General features: G+C 36.9%; 14 protein-coding genes. 12 read left to right on the forward strand and 2 right to left on the reverse strand.

All coding sequences use genetic code 11. The annotated features are described in order from the left end of the window. The first annotated feature begins 56 nt into the window (after positions 1 to 56). The gene (locus tag ACIQ38_RS06560) at positions 57 to 932 is read left to right on the forward strand and encodes a LysR family transcriptional regulator (RefSeq protein ID WP_402819832.1); all 876 of its coding nucleotides are present in this window, start codon (positions 57 to 59) and stop codon (positions 930 to 932) included. A gap of 104 nt (positions 933 to 1,036) precedes the next feature. Here ACIQ38_RS06560 and ACIQ38_RS06565 read toward each other — a convergent pair whose 3' ends face one another. Further along, complete coding sequence (locus ACIQ38_RS06565; RefSeq protein WP_402819835.1) at positions 1,037 to 1,351, reverse strand: hypothetical protein; 315 nt, start codon at positions 1,349 to 1,351, stop codon at positions 1,037 to 1,039. A 164-nt stretch (positions 1,352 to 1,515) separates the two neighbouring features. Between ACIQ38_RS06565 and ACIQ38_RS06570 the strand changes: the two genes are divergently transcribed. The 10 genes from ACIQ38_RS06570 to ACIQ38_RS06615 all read left to right on the forward strand — a co-directional run bounded on the left by ACIQ38_RS06570 (position 1,516) and on the right by ACIQ38_RS06615 (position 11,397). Continuing rightward, positions 1,516 to 2,589, forward strand: a complete 1,074-nt coding sequence (locus ACIQ38_RS06570; RefSeq protein ID WP_402819838.1) for a M42 family metallopeptidase — start codon at positions 1,516 to 1,518, stop codon at positions 2,587 to 2,589. A gap of 48 nt (positions 2,590 to 2,637) precedes the next feature. After that, positions 2,638 to 3,159, forward strand: a complete 522-nt coding sequence (locus tag ACIQ38_RS06575; protein ID WP_402819841.1) for a DUF84 family protein — start codon at positions 2,638 to 2,640, stop codon at positions 3,157 to 3,159. A gap of 63 nt (positions 3,160 to 3,222) precedes the next feature. Further along, positions 3,223 to 3,735, forward strand: coding sequence for a hypothetical protein (locus ACIQ38_RS06580; protein WP_402819844.1), 513 nt, complete (start codon positions 3,223 to 3,225; stop codon positions 3,733 to 3,735). Between the two features lie 12 nt (positions 3,736 to 3,747). Next, positions 3,748 to 4,059: a thioredoxin family protein gene (locus ACIQ38_RS06585; protein ID WP_402819847.1), complete on the forward strand. Its 312-nt coding sequence runs from the start codon at positions 3,748 to 3,750 to the stop codon at positions 4,057 to 4,059. 96 nt (positions 4,060 to 4,155) lie between these two features. Continuing rightward, positions 4,156 to 4,971: a DUF1444 family protein gene (locus tag ACIQ38_RS06590; protein ID WP_402819850.1), complete on the forward strand. Its 816-nt coding sequence runs from the start codon at positions 4,156 to 4,158 to the stop codon at positions 4,969 to 4,971. Continuing rightward, a complete protein-coding gene (gene ytpR, locus ACIQ38_RS06595; RefSeq protein WP_402819853.1) occupies positions 4,968 to 5,576 on the forward strand; it encodes a YtpR family tRNA-binding protein in 609 nt (202 codons plus the stop codon). The genes ACIQ38_RS06590 and ytpR overlap by 4 nt, the downstream gene beginning before the upstream one ends. A 965-nt stretch (positions 5,577 to 6,541) precedes the next feature. Then, the gene (locus ACIQ38_RS06600; RefSeq protein ID WP_483880207.1) at positions 6,542 to 8,770 is read left to right on the forward strand and encodes a DNA translocase FtsK; all 2,229 of its coding nucleotides are present in this window, start codon (positions 6,542 to 6,544) and stop codon (positions 8,768 to 8,770) included. Positions 8,771 to 8,892: 122 nt separating this feature from the next. Next, entirely contained in the window at positions 8,893 to 10,194 is a 1,302-nt protein-coding gene (gene murC / locus ACIQ38_RS06605) for a UDP-N-acetylmuramate--L-alanine ligase (protein ID WP_402819859.1), read from the forward strand. 145 nt (positions 10,195 to 10,339) lie between these two features. Beyond that, complete coding sequence (locus ACIQ38_RS06610; RefSeq protein ID WP_402819862.1) at positions 10,340 to 10,804, forward strand: DUF948 domain-containing protein; 465 nt, start codon at positions 10,340 to 10,342, stop codon at positions 10,802 to 10,804. A gap of 14 nt (positions 10,805 to 10,818) precedes the next feature. After that, a complete protein-coding gene (locus tag ACIQ38_RS06615) occupies positions 10,819 to 11,397 on the forward strand; it encodes a YtxH domain-containing protein (protein WP_402819865.1) in 579 nt (192 codons plus the stop codon). A gap of 932 nt (positions 11,398 to 12,329) precedes the next feature. Here the strand turns inward: ACIQ38_RS06615 and ACIQ38_RS06620 are convergent. Then, positions 12,330 to 14,465 carry a cell division protein FtsA gene (locus ACIQ38_RS06620; protein WP_402819868.1) on the reverse strand — a complete coding sequence of 712 codons (2,136 nt, stop codon included), beginning with the start codon at positions 14,463 to 14,465 and terminating at the stop codon, positions 12,330 to 12,332. A gap of 165 nt (positions 14,466 to 14,630) precedes the next feature. On the opposite strand from ACIQ38_RS06620, the gene ACIQ38_RS06625 reads away from it, so the two are divergent. Continuing rightward, positions 14,631 to 15,716: a bifunctional 3-deoxy-7-phosphoheptulonate synthase/chorismate mutase gene (locus ACIQ38_RS06625; protein ID WP_402819871.1), complete on the forward strand. Its 1,086-nt coding sequence runs from the start codon at positions 14,631 to 14,633 to the stop codon at positions 15,714 to 15,716. The last annotated feature ends 117 nt before the right edge of the window (positions 15,717 to 15,833 follow it).

Genomic DNA, 15,833 nt, shown 5'->3' on the forward strand with positions numbered 1-15,833 from the left:
TAAAACGGATTATTTTGATTGAATCAATCGGAAATTCCGATCAATAGGAGAGTAAAGTGGAAATCAAACAACTCATTACTTTTAAAATAGCTGCAGAAAATCTTAACTTTACCCAAACAGCGAAAATCTTGAATTTTGCACAATCAAGTGTAACTGCTCAAATTAAGGCGCTTGAGGAGGAAATTGGCAAGCCATTATTTGAGCGTTTAGGAAAAAGAATAATTTTAACAGATGCCGGAAATCAATTTAAAACATATGCTGAAAAAATGATTAATTTAAGTGAAGAAGCAATTACAGCTGCAAATGGAGAAGAGGAGCTATCAGGGACTCTTACAATAGGGGCTCAGGAAAGTCAGTGCACGTATCGATTACCACCCATTCTGAAAGAGTTCAAGGAGGCATTTCCAAAAGTTAAACTAGTATTTAAACCTGCACATTCTGACGAAATGGCACGTAAGCAACTAATGGATGGAGTGTTAGATGTTGCTTTTATTATGGATAAAAGAAAGCCAGAAGGAGCGTTAATAGTAGAGCAACTCATCAAAGAAGAGTTAAAACTAGTTACTACATCCACCAAGCTTACCTCGGCGTTTTCCATAGATAACTTGAAGCAGGAAACTTTATTACTTACAGAAGTCGGTTGTTCGTACAGAAATATGTTGGAAGAATCTCTAAACTCTCTGGGGGTATATCCATTAGATAAAATAGAATTTGCTAGTATTGAGGCTATCAAACAATGTGTAATTGCAGGATTGGGTGTAGCATTACTGCCTGAAATGGTTGTAAAAAAAGATATAGAAGAAGGGCGAATGGAGGTATTACCGTGGAATGCTTCCTCATCACCACTCTATACGCAAATTGCGTGGCATAAGGATAAAAGGATGACACCACCTTTAGAGGAATTTATTAACTTAACGCGTAAAATGTTTTGACTGTATTGTAAGGAAAAATATGAATTCCATCTTTAAAAAGCCAAGAAAGAAGTAGGTGTGTTACTTCAAACTTGGCTTTCCATCCTATTTACTCTTCGTTAGTATTACATTCTCACCAAATCGACAACCGTGCCAGTTTTGGCATCTGCTGCGAATTCAAATTGCTCAAGCTCCCCATCTTTCATCCGGGAAATGCCACCTTTATATACATTTGTATGAATGGCTTCTTTGTTAAAAGGCTCAGGATTCATTAAAATCCATGATCCATCAATTGGCCCTTCTTCTTTAAAAGCTGTTTTAATATCTTTTAGAACGAGCTCAGCAGATCGATTTAAGTTTACTTTGTTGGCGGCTTGACTTGCGATAATTCCAATAGCAATTCCAGTTCCTAGACCCATCATATAATCTTTTAATTTCATCGTATTCCTCCTCAGTTCTTTTTTTCAGTGTATCATACATCTCGTTTTGTTTAAATTTTTCGATATACGAAGTTAATTGTAGTAAAGTAATGCATCTTTTATTACAATGAAAGTGAGATCTTTTTAAAAATAAGTTTTTACATAGCTTTAGGAGGCTTTTTTACATGAATGAAGAAACGCGCTCACTATTTAAAACATTAACAGAGTTACCAGGAGCACCTGGCAATGAACATGCAGTTCGTGCATTTATGCGTAGTGAACTATCAAAATATTCGGATGAAATTGTGCAAGATAATTTAGGTGGCATTTTCGGTTTGAAAAAAGGGGATGCTAATGGACCAAAAATATTAGTTGCTGGTCATATGGATGAAGTTGGTTTCATGGTATCCGGTATTACAGACAATGGAATGATTCGTTTTCAACCTCTAGGAGGCTGGTGGAATCAAGTTCTACTTGCACAACGTGTAGATGTTGTAACGAAAGAAAAAACAATTCCAGGTGTAATTGGTTCCATTCCTCCTCATCTACTTAGTGATGAGATGCGCAATAAACCAATGGATATTAAAAATATGCTGATCGATGTCGGAGCAGATGATAAAGAAGATGTCGCACGCATGGGGATAAAACCAGGAGATCAAATCGTTCCTGTTTGTCCATTCACACCAATGGCAAACGATAAAAAGATTATGGCAAAAGCTTGGGATAACCGCTATGGCTGTGGACTTTCAATCGAACTGTTAAAAGAAGTACAAAACGAACAATTACCAAACATGCTCTACTCAGGTGCAAATGTAATGGAAGAAGTTGGCTTGCGCGGCGCACAGGCTTCGGCAAATATGATTAAACCTGATTTATTTTTCGCACTAGATGCAAGCCCTGCAAATGATGCATCTGGCAATAAAAATGAATTCGGTCAACTTGGAAAAGGAACATTATTACGCATTTTCGATCGCACAATGGTAACTCATCGTGGCATGAGAGAATTCGTATTAGATACAGCGGAAACACATAATATTCCATACCAATACTTCATCTCTCAAGGTGGAACGGATGCAGGGCGAGTGCATACATCTAATGAAGGTATTCCGAGTGCTGTAATCGGTATATGCTCACGCTATATTCATACATCTTCATCTATTATCCATACAGATGATTATGCAGCAGCTAAAGAATTAATAGTAAAACTAGTAAAAGCATGTGACCGTACTACATTAGAAACGATCAAAGCAAACGTATAAAAAAGATGCCCTCGAGGCATCTTTTTTTCGGAAAAGGAGAATAAAATGATGCAAATAATCATAGGAACTACTAATAAGGCAAAAACAAAAGCTGTGGAAACAATCTGTCGTCCGTATTATCCAGACGCTAGTTTCGTAAACAAGGAAGTGGATTCCTTCGTATCCGCACAACCATTGAGCAATGAAGAAACGAGACAAGGGGCGATAAATCGAGCAAAACAGCTAATAGGGCAAGGAGATACCTTGTTTGGAATTGGACTAGAAGGAGGCGTACAGGAAATTGACGGTGCCCTCTATATGTGTAATTGGGGGGCTCTCGTGACAAATAGCGGGGAAGTATTTACTGCAATGGGAGCAGGTATTCCTTTGCCAGACGAGATTGCTGAAAAGTTACGAGCTGGTGCGGAACTTGGTCCAGTAATGGACGTCTATACAAATAGGAAAGGGATTCGCCACGCAGAAGGTGCAATTGGTGTATTTACGGACGGGCTTATAACGAGAAGTATGATGTTCGAACATATTATGTCTCTTTTGATAGGTCAATATGAACTTTCCAAGAAGTTGTTGTAGTTGCATGTGTTACAAATCATCGTTAAAATATATAGCAGTTATGCTTTGAATGGGGGAAAGTGAATGACTCGAAATTGGATGCGAGTTTTTTTCGCGTCACTAGCTGTCATTTTATTAGTTGGATGCTCTTCCATAGAAGAAGAAGTGGAAGATGGTATAGAAAATGCAAAGTTAGTTTTTCAAGGTGATGCAGAAAAACCGAATGAAAAAGTTAATAATATGAAATTATTTATCCCTAGTGGTTTTTCCATAGAAGATGAGCTAGATCAAACAAATATTATTCTTTCAAAAGGGAAAGATTCTTATATATTATTTCTTAATCCCAACGAATTGCCAAGTAGTCGACTATATTATGATTTGATGATGGCTGATACTAATTTGAATATAGTGGAAGAAAAGACTTTTGAACAAAATGGTCGATTTGGCTTTGTGGCAATACTTGAAAATAGTGAAGAAAAATACGAACTCATTACTAGTATTGGTGGCATAAAGCTCTCAACGATTTCCAAACAACAAAATATTGCAGGAAATTTAGATAAAATGATGACCATTGTGAGATCCATCACGATCAATTAAAGGAGGATTTACATGCAAAATTTAACTTCTGTAGAACAATTCCAACAGTTAAAGCAAGATCAAAAGGTAGTTTTCAAATTTACAGCGGATTGGTGTCCAGACTGCCATTTCATCGATCCATTTATGGAAGAAGTAGAAAACAAGTTTTCAAACTTTACATTTGTGTCTGTAAATCGAGACGAATTTATCGATTTATGTGGCGAATTAGATGTGTTTGGCATTCCTAGTTTTATCGTTTTCGAAAATGGTGTGGAAAAAGGCCGCTTTGTTAGTAAGGACCGCAAAACAAAAGAAGAAATCGAATCATTTCTACAAACGATGTAACATATTCAAACGGTTCACTAATAGTGGACCGTTTCACTTTTTTAGTCCATATTAGTACTTTAGCGTAATTGATCGACATGAAAGGAAAGATATAAAGTGAAAGCATTAGAACTGATAAGAGTTTTAAAGACAAAACTATCGGAAGAAATATATACGTATGATTATAATCGAGAAACGAATAAGCTTCGTTTAAACCATAAAAAAATCGGAAAAGGAATGGATATTTCCATCCCTCCTATTTTGGCCAAATACGAAACGAAAAAAGATAAAGCGATCGAAGAAGTGGTGTATACCATTCATCAAACATTTCAAGCGATGGAAAAGGAAATGGAGGGGGGAATCGATCCGGCATCTTCTGTTTATCCAGTTATCCGTTCTACTTCCTTCCCTTTAAAGTCAAATGAAGGCAATAAATTTATTACAAAAGACCATACTGCAGAAACACGTATTTACTATGCATTAGATTTAGGAAGCACCTATCGTCTACTCGATGAAAAAATGCTTGCTTCCTGGAATATAAGAGAAACAGAAATTCGTGAAAGAGCGCTATTCCAAGTTAGAAATTTAGATACAAATTACAAAAAGGATCAAGTTTCCGGCAATACATTTTATTTCTTCAATAATAACGATGGTTATGATGCTAGCCGTATGTTAAATGAATCGCTACTTCGTGACATGAAAAAAATAATTGTTGGAGATATGACTGTTTCTGTACCCCATCAAGATGTTATGATAATTGGTGATATAAGAAATGAAACTGGATACGATGTTTTAGCTCAAATGACGATGCACTTCTTCACAGTTGGAACTGTACCAATTACTTCATTATCTTTTATATATGAAAATGGCGATTTAGAGCCGATCTTTATCATGGCAAAAAATCGAGTAACGAAGGAGAACGAAGACAAATGAATATTTTTTACAATGAAATTGGCGTAGGGGATGTACTATTAGTACAATTAACACCTGAAAAAGTAGAAAAAGTTGTGACGGAAACAAAAGGTGACGTAACGCTTGTAAAAGATGCGCAATCTAACCAAGTATTAGCGATCAATGTTTTTAACTTTAGTAAATACGGTAAAATCGAAACTAAAGGCAATGTTGAGCTAACTGAAGAGTTCGTTGAAAAAGTGCAACAAGCTTTAAATACAAACGGTGCAGACTTCCAATTAGAAGTAGATTTATCACCTAAATTTGTTGTTGGTCATGTAGAATCATTAGAGCAACACCCAAATGCAGATAAATTAAAAGTTTGCCAAGTAAATGTTGGAGAAACAACTTTACAAATCGTATGTGGTGCTCCTAATGTGGATGCAGGTCAAAAAGTAGTTGTTGCAAAAGTGGGAGCAGTTATGCCTTCTGGTATGGTTATTAAAGATGCAGAACTACGCGGAGTTGCGTCTAGTGGGATGTTATGTTCCGCGAGAGAATTAGCATTACCAAACGCTCCTGAAGTAAAAGGTATATTAGTTCTAGATGAAAATGCTGAAATAGGAACAGCCTTTGTCCCGGTTTAACAGGCTGTAATATCCCCACCTCAAATTTTGTGAGAGAAAATCGTTGGAACTGAGTGGGGATAAACAGCTTGTAAATCCCCGACTGGTTCAACTAACCATAAGTGGGGATGAAGAAAGCCCCCACTTATGGAAGTTTCACTTTGTATCATAAGACATGTCTTTATTATCTGTAATTAGCTAATTTATATCAAAATACAAAAAAGCATGCCAATATGGTGTGCTTTTTTATTATATAAGGGGACTTATACTATTTTTATTGGTAAAATAAAAGGTATCTAGTAGAAAGAGTGATGAAATTGAATTGGTTTAAAAAACTATTTGGATTAAATGAAGAAGAATATCGAGAAGAAATCGAAGTAGAAGAGAAAACAGTTTCGACTACGCGATCAAGGACCCCATTTCGCTTTCCATTAATATCAGATGAAGAAAAAAAGGAAACGGTTTACGAGCAACCAAATGAAGACAACTTCATACATGAACCTTACACAGAAAAAACATTAAAAGAAGAGCAATTATACAAGCCATTGTACACGCAAGACAAATGGCAACAACGGAAGCAACCAACTATTATTCATAGATCAGAAAAAACAACCGTGGATGATACGGATACGCCTACAATCGTTAGAAAAAAGCGAGCATTTACACCAACTGAAGTGCCTTCACCTGTATTTGGTTTTTCAAAAGGTAGAGAAAACTCAAATTCTGTTGAAAGACTACCTGTTGATCAAACATCAACTAATACAATTCAAGCGACATGGCAACAAAGGAAACAACAGAAATTAAATCAACAGCTAGAAAAAAATGAGACGAACGGGATTACAACTTCTGTAAGTAAAAAGAGTGCATTTACACCAACCGAAGTACCATCACCGATTTACGGCTTTTCAAGAAATAGAGAAACGCAAGCACCATTTGAAGACAAGCTTGAAAAAGAAATGAAAATAGCAGAACCTATCACAGAGGAAATGTCATTCACTTCCATTTCCGAACGGATAGCAAAAGAAGGAATTACACCGTTGTATAAGGAGAACGAGGTTTCTGTACCTACACTAGATGTAGTCCAAGTAGAAAAGTCAGAAGTCCAAGAGGAAAAACCAGAAATACCTGAAGAAGAGTTAGAAGTCCAAGAAGAAAAACCGGAAGTCCAAGAGGAAAAGTCAGAAATACTTGAAGAAAAGTTAGGGGCACCGGAAGAAATTCTGGAAGTACCTGAAGAAAAGTTAGAGGCACCGGAAGAAGTTCTGGAAGTACCTGAAGAAAAGTTAGAGGTAACAGAAGAAATTCTGGAAGTACCTGAAGAAAAGTTAGAGGCACCGGAAGAAATTCTCGAAGTGCTCGAAGAAAAGTTAAATGTACAAGAAGAAATTCCGGAAGCACGAAAAGAAAATATTCGTCCGTTTAATGTACTAATGTTGAAATCGGATAAAAATAATATAGAAAAAACAAAGTTAACAAAGCAGGAGAACATTGAAGAACCAGCCATAGCAGAAGCTCCAATTGCTGTGACTCCAATCCCTGTAACTCCAAATGAAGAAACAGCTGCAACAGTTGTGGAGGAGCAAGAACCTGTATTGGAACAAGTAGAAGAGGAAAATCTGGAAGTACAAAAAGAAAATATTCGCCCGTTTAATGTCCTAATGCTGAAATCAGATAAGCAAAAGTTGAATAAACTAAATATAAATAATATACAAGAACCTGTGATGCAAAAGCCTGTAGAAAAAGTCGAAACACCTGAAGAAATACAAAATGAAAAAGAAGAACAACTGGAACAAGAATTTGTTCCATCCAATTACACGGCACCATCATTCAGCTATTTACTTCCTCCAGAAATGAAAGATGAGGACAAAGAATGGATGGAAGAACAGGCATATACATTAGTAGAGGCATTATCTCATTTTCAAGTAACAGGTGAAATTGTTCAAATGGTTCAAGGTCCAGCTGTCACTCAATTCGAACTGACGGTAGGTCACGGAACGAAAGTAAGTAAAATTCGTAATTTAGCAGATGATTTAAAATTAGCGCTTGCTGCAAAAGATATTCGTATTCAAGCACCAATTCCAGGGAAAAGATCGATTGGTATTGAAATTCCTAACAGAACTTCACGAGCGGTTCGTTTATCGGAAGTGCTTGATACAGAAGTATTTACGCAGTCGGAATCACCACTTGAAGCAGCGCTAGGACTTGACCTTACTGGAAAACCTGTGACTTTAGATTTACGAAAAATGCCGCATGGTTTAATTGCAGGAGCAACGGGATCTGGTAAATCAGTATTTATTAATTCATTACTAGTGAGTTTGCTGTATAAAGCGACTCCAGAAGAAGTAAAATTACTATTAATCGATCCTAAAATGGTAGAACTTGCTCCGTTTAATCATGTACCGCATTTAGTAAGCCCTGTTATTACAGATGTTAAAGCTGCAACTGCAGCACTCAAATGGGCTGTAGAGGAAATGGAACGTCGTTATCAACTATTTGCACATATTGGTGTGCGCGACATTAATCGATACAATACACTAGCTACTGAAAAGCGACAATTTGCACAGAAATTACCATATCTCGTTATTGTCATTGATGAATTGGCCGATTTAATGATGATGGCTCCAGTAGAAGTGGAAGACGCTATTTGTCGTATTGCTCAAAAAGCGAGAGCGTGTGGTATTCATTTAGTTTTAGCTACGCAACGTCCGTCTGTAGATGTTATTACAGGGCTTATTAAAGCAAATATCCCTACGCGTATCGCATTTTCTGTTTCTTCTCAAATCGATTCACGTACCATACTAGATCAACAAGGGGCAGAACGATTACTAGGAAAAGGAGATATGCTATATCAAGGGAATGGCATGTCTAGTCCCGTACGTATACAAGGTACCTTTGTAACGGATGATGAAATCGAAGCGGTTATTGAGTATGCGAGAAGTCAAGGTGTTCCCGAGTATATATTCGAACAAGGGGAATTGCTACAACGTGCAGAAACTTCCGAACAGGATGAGTTATTTGAAGAAGCATGTCGTTTTATAGTAGATCAAGGATCCGCATCTACTTCTTTATTGCAGCGTAAATTCCACATCGGCTATAATCGTGCTGCAAGGCTAATCGATGCTATGTATGAGAATGGTTATATTACAGAACAAAAAGGTAGTAAAGCAAGAGATGTATTACTAACTAACGATAGCTTGGAACAAATATTTAGTTAATTTTATTTATTAAAAGTATAGATGAAAAAATGATATAATTGAGAGTACGTCTAAGAGAATAGCAAAAAACATAGATTGAATAATGTATTTAAGCGGGGATAGCCCCAGGAGGTTTACAACGTATGACAAAGTATCATTTTACAGGTATCAAAGGGTCTGGAATGAGCCCTTTGGCACAAATACTACATGATGTAGGAAACGAAGTACAAGGTTCTGATATTGAAAAGTATTTCTTTACAGAAAAACCTTTACATGAAAGAAATATAAATGTGCTGTTATTTGATGAAGCAAATATTGAGGAGGGCATGACGATTATTGCAGGAAATGCTTTTCCTGATAGTCATCCTGAACTTGTCAGAGCAAAGGAATTAGGATTGGAAGTTATTCGTTATCATAATTTTTTAGGCGACTATATGAGTCAGTTTACTTCTATCGCAGTAACTGGAGCACATGGTAAAACGTCTACTACCGGCTTGTTATCTCATGTATTGAGCGGTTATTCGCCTACTTCTTTTTTAATCGGTGATGGCACTGGAAAAGGGGAAAAAGATGCGACTAATTTTGTATTTGAAGCATGTGAGTATCGTAGACATTTTCTAGCGTATAGTCCGGATTATGCAATCATGACAAATATTGATTTTGATCATCCAGATTATTTCCAGGATATTGAGGATGTATTCCAAGCATTTCAATCAATGGCGATGCAGGTGAAAAAAGGGATTATTGCTTGTGGTGATGATGTCTATTTACAAAAGATTAAAGCACCTGTCCCAGTTGTCTACTATGGTTTTGGAGAGCATAATGATTTCGCAGCCCGAAATATAGAGAAAACAACGGAAGGTACTTCTTTTGATGTGTTTGTACGAAATGAGTTTTATGAGCGTTTTACAATTCCATTGTTTGGCGATCATGCTGTTTTAAATTCGCTTGCTGTGATCTCTTTATGCCATTATGAAGAAGTTCCAGCGGATATTATCCAAAAAGGATTAGAAACGTTTGAAGGTGTGAAAAGACGCTTTACAGAGACTGTTATTGGGGATCGTATTATTATTGATGACTATGCGCATCATCCAACAGAGATTAAAGCGACAATTCAATCCGCAAAGCAAAAATATCCAACTCGAAAAATTGTAGCGATATTTCAACCACATACATTTACAAGAACGAAAACGTTTTTGCGGGAATTTAGTGAAAGCTTAAGTTTGGCAGATCAAGTCTATTTATGTGATATATTTGGTTCGGCAAGAGAAAATGCTGGAGAATTATCCGTTCAAACACTTGCTGATTTAATCGAAAACAGTCATATATTAGCGGAAAATACAGTAGATCAATTGCTTGTCTATGAAGAAGCGCTTTATTTATTCATGGGAGCTGGAGATGTACAGAAATATCAAAAAGCTTTTGAAGAAAAATTAAATAAATGAAAAAAATGCTTAATCCTTCTGTGATTAAGCATTTTTTTAAAGGATATTTGAAAGAAACGTAGTATAGTAATAGAGATAGAAGTTTAATTTTATTCTTTTAGGGTAAAAATGTTATAAGATAACGAAGATAAGGGGAGAATACAAAATGGAAAATCTTTTATACATAGCTGCTATTATAGCTGCAGTTGCATTTTTAGTACTTTGTATAAGTCTGGCTGTCACATTGTTTTCAGTTAAAAAGACTTTAAACCATGTTGCTGGCACATTAGAAGGACTTGATACAAATCTACAAAATGTAACAAAAGAAACCGCAGAACTTCTTCATAAAACAAATGAATTGGCAGAAGATATACAAGAAAAATCGGAAAAACTAAATACTGTCGTCGATGCTGTAAAAAATGTCGGAACTTCTGTCAATGGCTTTAACCATTCGATACAGCGTCTAACATCTTCTGTGACATCTACCGTTTCAAATAATGAAGAGAAAATAGCGCAAGTTGTCCAGTGGAGTAATGTAGTGTTAGGCATCCGAGATAAATGGAAAGAGAAAAAAGCATTAGAAGAAGCGGGTTATTACTCTTACGAACAAAATAAAAAAACAAACCTATAATTGGAGGAATTTAAATGAGCAATTACGAACCAAAAAAGCCAAATTATAATGAAGCAACCTATAATCATGAATACTATGCAAACCAAGCATCTTACGATAGACAAGCTGCCCCAAGTTATCCACCAGTTCCTTATTACAATGAACCGAGAGATAATGTATACCGTGAGGAAGAAGTAAGCGGGAAAGATTTTATGCTTGGAGTATTCATCGGTGGGATTATCGGTGCTGCTACTGCATTATTACTAGCACCTAAAACAGGTTCAGAGCTTCGAGGAAATCTGACTACTCAAGCTGGTCAATTAAAAGAAAAAACAATGGATTTTTCTTCGACCGCAAAGGAAAAAACAACCCAAATATCGAAGCAATTACAAGAGCAATCAGGTCAATTAGTAGACAAAGTGAAGTCAATTAAAGGGAAACCAACTTCTCCCTTAGACGATGGTACTGCTTCATATGAAGGCGAAGAACCAATGGATTTTATGGAAACTATTTCACATACAACAGAAGAGGTAGCAGCAGAGCAAGAAGATACTACTGCGGTTGCAGAAGCAATTAAAGAAGCGGTAGTAGGTACTAATGACTCGAATAAATAAGAAAACACGAAACGGTATTGAGCCGTTTCGTGTTTTCTTATTGCTTGGGAAACTACAAAAATTTAGATATATGGATAACTTTTTTCAAGTAACTTAATGGTATGGCAATTTTTATCTTGTACGTAATATAGGGATAATGTGTCTTAGCGGCCGCTGTGATTTTCGCTGCAGGACGGACGCTTTCCGTGGGGCGAGTGATGAGCCTTCACCGCCGCGCCTACGCGCGTACGTTGTGAAGTCTCATCTTACTCACTTGATCCCTTCGGAGTCGTCGCCCTGCAGCGAAAATCAATGGTAAAAACTTACTTATCGTGGTCTCGTATTAACAATAAATGGTTGAACGAGCCCATTTCCACAGTGTGCGTGACAATCACAACTCCGAACATTACAATGTACACCCGTAAGAGAAAACATGGCAGCTGAACACGACAAACCATTAGAGCAGATGACGGCTAGGCGAGTTGGGCGGGATGTTAGGCACATTACTTCTATAATATGTAAAATCATCGTTGTCTCAATCTAAGTAAAGAGCTGATTTAAGAATTTAGTTGCTTTCATCGTCTATTTGATTGCTCTCGTGATGATTTGATTGCTTTCCATGAATGGTTGGTTGCTCTAAGCCATTTACTGGATAAAATAGGCCCATAAAATGTAGTAAGCTTTGTTATTTACAAGCAAATATTGAATAAGCAAGTAATTTCCATTGATTTTCGCTGCAAGCGTCGACTCCAGCCGGATAAGTGAGCAAAATGAGACATCCCAACGTACGCCTAAGCGGCGGGGATGGCTCATCGCTTACCCGGCGGAAAGCGTACGATTGCAGCGAAAATCTTAGCGGCCACCTAATAGGGCTTTACGACACATTATCTCTAATATGTGCGTTACTCTATTCATGGGTCCTATTTGATAAATTAGAGCCGTTTCGTGTTTTCTTATTTAAATATGATTTCTAATTGGTCGCCACCGAAGATTTCTTCGTCAAATCGAGAAGGGTGTCCATTTCGAATGATTTGAAAAGAACCGGCGCCTTCTGGCATATTCCAATCTGTAAATCGGAAAACATCTTGGAAAATCCATGGACTATGATTTACCTGTTTCCATTGCAGAATTGTTCCACTTGGAATTTGATCCGAAGGGGATAACTCTCTTTCTCCGTTTAAAACAACAGCACATTCCCTCATAAGCTCTATTGGTTTCCCTTGGAAAGTAAGAATGATGCGCTCTAGCAATTTTTTCTCCAATTGATCTGCAAGTTGTTGTAGAGTTGGAGGGCTCATGCTGCTTATCTCTAAAATATCATTGTCTTGAACTGGGTAGGAGAGCTTTACGTTATTTCCATTTAACAATATTTTCGACGATAAAGCCGGCATATAATGATTTTTATCGTCTATCGTGATCGAATATGGATTCAACTGTGCTATATAGTGTTCTTTTCCAATGGCATGTAATACTTGTTCCACAGTTTGGGGTGTATCAACCGTAATTTTGTCTCTTTCTTTTAATGGGGTATCAAGTGCAATCGTCACACCATTAACTTGAACGGTCGGTTCGACTGTATAGAAAACACCTTGAAAAGTAATCATTTTGACAGAAGCATCATCAATTAGATCTCGCAAAGAAGCGGAGCCCTCTTTTCCATTTTCTCCTTCTAGTAGTTCAATAATATCTTTGTTTTTAATCGTTGCTTTTGTAGTTGTTTTCTGTCCATTTAACATAATTTCAGCTGGTTTGCCGTGTTCTCCTGGGATATGTATTGTTTGTCCATTAACTTCCACTGAAAGTGCTGCTCCTGGCTTGCCAAATAGCTTTCGAGTAGGAATATTTGCTGCAAGCAGTGCATCCCCTACAGTCATTTCTTTTAGTTCAAATAGGCGAACGACTTGGCTATTTACCTCTACGGACATATATTGTATAGGTGCACGTTTTGCCGCAATGGCAATTCCAATCGGTGTAACCAGTTCTGGAGATACAGGAATATGTGCTTCTTTTGTTAAGTTTTGGATTGCGTCAATTCCTCGGACTGCCACTCGATTCGCCGGTAAATTTAGTTTTTCTGCTAAAATCGTCGTTAGCGTTGGGGTTAAGCTTCCACCGCCAACGAGCATGACGGCTTTTGTTGGTCGATTATTATTCAACCTAAGAATTTCATTTGAGATGGATGTTGCTAGTTCCAACGTTGCCGGCCTGATTGCGGCAATCATTTCTTCTTTTGGAATGTTTTGCTCGAATCCTAAAATATCTTGTATCGAGATAAATTCATTTGTATTAATCGCTCTTTTTGCATCTTCTGCAAGTGGGAAATCGAGCAAGTAATAATCACTCAATGCTTCCGTAATTTCATCTCCTGCATTTGGCACCATACCATATGCAACAACTGTACCATAATCCGTAATAGCAATATCGGAAGTTCCAGCACCAATGTCTACAAGTGCCACATTTAGACGTCGCATTGTAGGAGGGATTAATACATTAATCGCTGCGATCGGCTCTAATGTTAAAGCTTCCATTTCTAAGTTGGCTCTTTTTAAAGCGGAAAGTAATGATTCAACAACTACTCTTGGCAAAAAAGTTGCGATTACTTCGATAGATGCCTCTTGTCCTTGTTGATCTACCAAGCTACCAATTTCTTCCCCATCTAATCGGTAGTATAAAACGCTATAACCAACACAATAATAATGACTAGATTCTTTTTCAGAATCATTTTGAACTAAATTGTTTTGTGCCTGTTGTACAGCAGTAAGCTCTAGTCGACTTACATCATCTTCTGAAAAAATAGGTCTATTTTTAATATCCATTTTAATCTCTGCTTGTTCTGTTTTTAACGCTCGTCCTGCAGCAGCTACACTAACTTTTTCAAGTGGCCCATGTTTTTCCTCTAGTTGTTTTTTTATCGATTGGATCACTTCAGACACTTTCAGCACGTTATGTATTTGTCCGTCGACCATTGCTCGTTCTTTATGTTCTTCAACTAATATATCAACAACATGAAAATTTTCATCGCGCTCTTCTAATATAATTCCTACTACAGATCTTGTTCCAATATCTAATGCAAATAACTTAGCTGCCAATTTCCCACGTCCTTTTTTATCCAATTACTTTAGCGAGTTGAATCGCTAAAATAAAATGCGTGACATTTTCACATACATTGATTATAATATGACTTATACTTAAAAATGTATCATAATTTTCAGTCGATATAAAGTGTCGCTGGAAAGAAGAGAGGAGAAATATCTATGAGTCATGTCGATTTAGAAGCTTTACGTAGTCGTGTAGATGAGATTAACGTAGAAATTTTACAGTTAATCAATGAAAGAGCTGGTGTTGTAAAAGAAATAGGAAGAGTGAAAGAAAAGCAAGGTGTAAATAGATATGATCCTCTTCGTGAAAGACATATGTTAGATCACTTAAAAGAAAATAATAATGGTCCACTTCCACAATCTACAGTGGAGCATATTTTTAAAGAAATATTTAAAACGGCTTTAGAATTACAAGTGGATGACCAAAAGAAAGCACTATTAGTATCCCGTAAAAAGAAATCAGAAGATACAGTTGTGGAAATAAACGGTGAAAAAATCGGTACAGGAACTCCTTCTTTCGTATTTGGACCATGTGCTGTAGAATCTTACACGCAAGTAGCAGAAGTAGCTGCTGCAATCCAAGGAAAAGGCTTAAAATTAATCCGTGGAGGAGCATATAAGCCACGTACATCACCTTATGATTTCCAAGGTCTTGGCTTAGATGGTTTAAAAATCCTAAAACAAATTTCGCAAGAATTCGGTTTAGCGGTTGTTTCTGAAATTGTGACACCTAGCCATTTAGACGAAGCACTTGACTATGTAGATGTCGTGCAAGTTGGTGCTCGTAATATGCAAAACTTCGAATTATTAAAAGCAGTAGGTTCTATTAATAAACCAGTATTATTAAAACGAGGTATAGCGGCTACACTAGATGAATTCATCCATGCTGCAGAATATATTATGTCTCAAGGAAATGACCAAATTATTTTATGTGAACGCGGTATTCGCACATACGAACGTGCTACGCGAAACACATTAGATATTTCAGCAGTACCAATTCTAAAACAAGAAACGCATTTGCCAGTATTTGTAGACGTTACACATTCAACTGGACGTCGTGATATTCTTTTACCAGCAGCTAAGGCTGCTATCGCAATTGGAGCGGATGGAGTAATGGCAGAAGTTCATCCAGACCCAGCAGTTGCGTTATCGGATGCAGCACAACAAATGAATTTACAACAATTTGACGAGTTCTATAATTCATTACAAAACTTCATGAAAACACATGAAGTGCATGCATAAGTAATAAATATTCACAAAACCGACTCTTGCTATAGAGTCGGTTTTACTATTTAATTGAAAGTTATAGAGTATATCAAGTATTATTTATATATAATATAAATAACAATAAATGTGAAG

This window comes from Psychrobacillus sp. NPDC096389 (genome assembly GCF_044762855.1).
In the GTDB taxonomy this organism is placed as follows: Bacteria; Bacillota; Bacilli; order Bacillales_A; family Planococcaceae; genus Psychrobacillus.